This window comes from Kribbella sp. (genome assembly GCF_035655035.1).
Lineage (GTDB): Bacteria > Actinomycetota > Actinomycetes > Propionibacteriales > Kribbellaceae > Kribbella.
This window is the reverse complement of the sequence record NZ_DASRVN010000723.1, coordinates 1-4,905: the sequence shown is the minus strand read 5'-3', so window position 1 is coordinate 4,905 and position 4,905 is coordinate 1. Positions and strand designations below refer to the sequence as shown.

1 protein-coding gene is annotated in these 4,905 nt (G+C 68.7%); it reads left to right on the top strand.

All coding sequences use genetic code 11. The features are described 5' to 3' along the window. Positions 1-657: 657 nt before the first annotated feature. A partial coding sequence (locus VFF46_RS37340; RefSeq protein WP_325041990.1) for a DUF7507 domain-containing protein occupies positions 658-4,905 on the top strand: 4,248 nt, incomplete at its 3' end.

Below are 4,905 nucleotides of genomic sequence, written 5' to 3'. Positions count from 1 at the left end.
CCCTGTAGGTGGTGAGGTGCGAGGTGGTTGCGCGAGCGGGAGGTGGATTTCCCGCCCACCCCCCGGAGGTGTACGGCGGGCCCGTCACGGACGGGGGAGCGGGACGCAGCACACATCCCACCCGGCCGTGCGGTCCACCGGCTGTCCCACTCCAACCGGTGGTGCGGTCCGCCGGCTGTCTCATCCCACCTGGCTGTGCGATCGGCCGACTGCCCCGCTCCGCCTGGCTGTGCGATCGGCCGGCTGTCCCGCTCCGCCTGGATGTGCAGTCCACCGGCTGCGCGATCCACGGGCTGTCCCGCTCCACCCGGCTGCGCGATCCACCGGCTGTCCCACTCCAACCGGTGGTGCGGCCCACCGGCTGTCTCATCCCACCTGGCGGTCCGATCGACCGGCTGTCCCATCCCACCCGGCTGCGCGATCCACGGGCTGTCCCGCTCCGCCTGGCTGTGCGGTCCACCGGCTGTCCCACTCCAACCGGTGGTGCGATCCACCGGCTGTCCCGCTCCACTCGGCGGTGCGATCCACCGGCGGCACCACCACCGTGCGATCAGCCGACCGACAACTCCTCCCGCACACTATGTAGTCAATCAGCTACATTGAGTCCGCCATATGGTATGCCTGCCTGGCGACTGCTGAACAGAACGGGGAGTTCGGATGGCCGTTCGTGGCCTGCGGATGTTGTTGGGGTTCGTACTCGTGGTCACGACCGGATTGGTGCTACCGGCAACTGCCCGGGCGGACACCGTGCGGGACTTCGGGAAGGTGTTCGGCGCACAGACGAACGGCGCCGTCCGGATCACCGGGAACAGCCTCCTGACGTGTAACCGCTCGGACGCCGACTGCCGCGCCGCACTGGCCGGCGGCCGGACCAAGGCGAACAACAACGACTGGACCATGGAGCCCCTCGACCTGGACTCCGATCCGTCGACGAAGTCGTCCTCGGGCGCGACCGTTGCCCTGCCCAACGGTGCCCAGGTGCTGTACGCCGGCCTGTTCTGGGGCGCGGCCCGCGGCGCCGGTCGTGGCGGCACCAGCACCAGCGACGACGGTACGACGATGCGCCTGCGCCTGCCGGGCAAATCGACGTACCAGACCGTGAAGGCGGACCGGACCGACTACCTGAACACCGGCTCGAAGAACGACTACTCGTCCTACCTCGACGTCACCGACCTGGTACGGGCCGGGGGCAACGGTGAGTACTGGGGCGCCGACGTGCCGACCGGGACCGGTGCCGACCGGTACGCCGGGTGGAGCCTGGTGATCGCGTACCAGCAGGCCGACGAGCCGCTGCGCGACCTGAGCGTCTTCAACGGGTACGCGAAGGTGTCCAGCGGCGAGCCGGTGCGGACCAGCATCTCCGGGTTCCTCGCGCCGCCGAGCGGGGCGGTCAACGCGCGCTTCGGCAGCGTCACGTACGAGGGCGACGCGGGCATCACCGGCGACTACTTCGCGGTCAACGGCACCCGGCTCGCGGACGCGCAGAACCCGTCGGCGAACTTCTACGGCAGCCGGATCACCGACGGCGGCGCGAACCTCGCCGACCGGACGCCGGCCAGTGTGAACAACCTCGGGATGGACGCGAAGGTGGTGGACGCGGCCGGCATCCTGCCGAACAATGCGACCAGCGCCGAGCTGACCTTCGCGAGCACCGGTGACGTGTACTACCCGGCCGCGCTGACCACCCAGATCGACCTGTACGCGCCGACCATCGTCGGCAGCAAGACGGTCCGGGACCTCGAGGGGAACACGCCCGCGAAGGTTGGTGACACCCTCGAATACACGCTGAGCTTCAGCAACACCGGGGACGACGACGCGCTCCGGTCCGCGGTCCCCGACGAGCTGCCGGCGAACACGACGTACGTCCCGGGCTCGCTGTCGATCGTGTCCGGTGCGGGCGCCGGCGCGAAGACTGACCAGGCGGGCGACGACCAGGCGGACCACAGCGGGCGCACCGTCCGGTTCCGCGTCGGCACCGGTGCGAACGCGACCACCGGCGGCCGGCTGACGAAGGACCAGAGTACGACGGTGCGCTTCCGGGTGACCGTCGACAAGGCCGCGGCGGGTACGACGCTCGACAACGTCGGGCTGCTCGACTACACGGCGGAGACGCTGAACAAGGAGTACACCTACCGCACCGACGAGGTGCACACTCCCGTCGCGGCCGAGGCGGACGTCTCGATCACGAAGACCGCCAAGCCGGACCCGGTCGCGGCAGGCGGCGAGGTCACCTACACGTTGGTTGCCCGCAACAACGGTCCGAGCCCGGCCCAGGACGTCACCGTCACCGACACCCTCCCGGACGGTGTCGAACTGGTCTCCGCCAAACCCAGCCAGGGTTCCTGTACGTCGACCACCTGCTCGCTGGGCACCATCGACAACGGGGCGACGGCAACGATCACCGTGGTGGTACGCGTGCCGTCGGCAACTACCGCGACCAGCCTCACCAACGTCGCGACGGTCACCAGCTCCACCTCCGACCCGAACCCGGACAACAACACGTCCTCCGTCACCACCGACGTCACCCGTACGGCGGACCTCGCGCTCGTGAAGTCCGTGGAACCGGCGGCCCCGGCGCCGGGTGAGTCCGTCGTGTTCACGCTCGCCGTCAAGAACAACGGCCCGTCCGACGCGGAGCAGGTCCGGATCGCCGACGCGGTCCCGGCCGGCTTCACGATCACCGGCGTACAGTCCACGGCCTCTTGTACGACGGCGGCGCGGGACGTGAACTGCTCCCTGCCACGGCTCGCGGCCGGTGCGAGTGTCGCCGTACGGATCGCGGCCACGCTCGACTCCGGCTACCAGGGCGGCGCGCTGACGAACACCGCGAAGACCGTCAGCGACACCCCGGACCCGAACGAGTCGAACAACAGCGACTCCGTCACGATCACCCCGGCGGCGCCGAAGGCGGACGTGGTCGTCACGAAGACGACAGTGACCAAGCCGGTCGTCGCGGGCGAGCCGATCACCTACCAGATCAAGGTGCACAACACCGGCCCGTCGGACGCGCAGGCGGTCCACCTGAGTGACGACGTACCGTCGGCACTCACCGATGTCACCGCGGACACCTCCGCGGGCTCCTGCACCGTCAGTTCGGGGCAGGTCACGTGTCCGCTCGGCGATCTGCCGGTCGGCCAGACCGCGATCGTCACCGTGACAGGGATCGTGTCGCCGAAGGCGCTCGGCGAGCTGACGAACTCCGCGAGTGCCGAGAGCACGACGCCGGACCCGGACACCAGCAACAACACCGGACGTACGACGCACACCGTCAAGACCAGCGCCGACCTGGCGATCACGAAGACCGCGCAGCCGGTCCCGGTGCACGCAGGACAGCCGGTCACCTACACGCTGACCGTGACGAACAACGGGCCGTCCGCTGCGCAGTCCGCGACGGTAACCGACCCCGTACCGGCGCCACTGCAGTACGTGTCGTCGAAGAGCTCAGCCGGCACCTGCACCGAGGCCAGCGGCACCGTCACGTGTGCTGTCGGCACGGTGGCGCCAGGAGACACCGTCACGGTGACGGTGGTCGCCAACGTCCCATCCGGCACCCCGCCGAACGATCTGAAGAACACTGCGACTGTTTCGTCCCCGACGCCGGACCCTGTCGACAGCAACAACCAGGCGACGTACACGATCACGACTGGTGCGCAGGCGAACATCACCATCACCAAGACGGCCTCACCGGACCCCGTGGTCGCAGGCAAGCCGATCACGTACAAGTTGACCGTACGCAACACAGGGCCGTCAGACGCGCAAGCGGTCCGGGTCGTTGACGACGTACCGAACGCGGTGACCGGTGTGACGGCGACCGCGACCGGTGGGGCGACCTGTACTGCGATCAACGGGCAGGTGCGCTGTCTGGCCGCAACACTCGCAGCAGGGGACAGCTTCGTCGTCACGGTGACAGGAACCGTTGCTGCGAACACCGCGCCGGGAGAGCTCGTCAACACCGCAACAGCGACCTCTGGGACCCCCACGGATCCGACGAAGTCGGACAACACGTCGACCAGTACGCCGACTGTACGGGCTGAGGCGGACCTGTCCGTCGTCAAGACCGCGCCGGCAACGGCGGTCGCGGGTGACGAGCTGACCTACACGCTGGCCGTCCACAACGCCGGCCCGTCGGACGCTGTGGGAGCTGTCGTGACCGACCAGCTTCCGGCAGGTACGACGTTCGTCAGCGCTGCCGGCTGTACGCACGAGGACTCGGTGGTCAGCTGCGAGATCGGCCGACTGGCGCCTGGTGACGGTACGACGATCACTGTGGTCGTCAAGGTCTCACCAGACCAGCCGGCCGGGACACTGTCCAACAAGGCCACGGTGAGCTCGCAGACACCAGACCCTAATGACAGCAACAACAGCAGCACGGCAGAGACCAAGCTGACCACTGCTGCGGACCTGTCAATCACCAAGACCGTGAAGCCGTCCCCGCTCGTGGCTGGTGGTGAGGCCCTCTACACGCTGACCGTGCACAACGCCGGGCCGTCCACGGCACAAAGGGTGTCCGTAACCGACGCCGTGCCAAGCGGTCTGTCGGTGCTGGAGGCAACGAGCGCTGACGGCACCTGTACGACGGCCAACGCCACCGTGACCTGTGCACTCGGTGCCGTTGGTGCCGGCGGTACCGCGGTCGTCATCATCCGGGTAGCCGTCGCGGCGTCGCAGACCGCGGCCGTCACCAACGGCGCGTCGGTGACCAGTACGACGAGGGACCCGGACCCGTCGAACAACAAGACCGAGGTGACGACCGAGGTCGGGCACGTTGCCGACGTCGAGGTGATCAAGACCAGCGACGACTCGACCGTAATAGCCGGCGGGGGAGTGACCTACCGCCTGACTGTCGTCAACCACGGCCCGTCCGACGCTACTGCGGTCACGGCGACCGACAGCCTGCCGACGGCG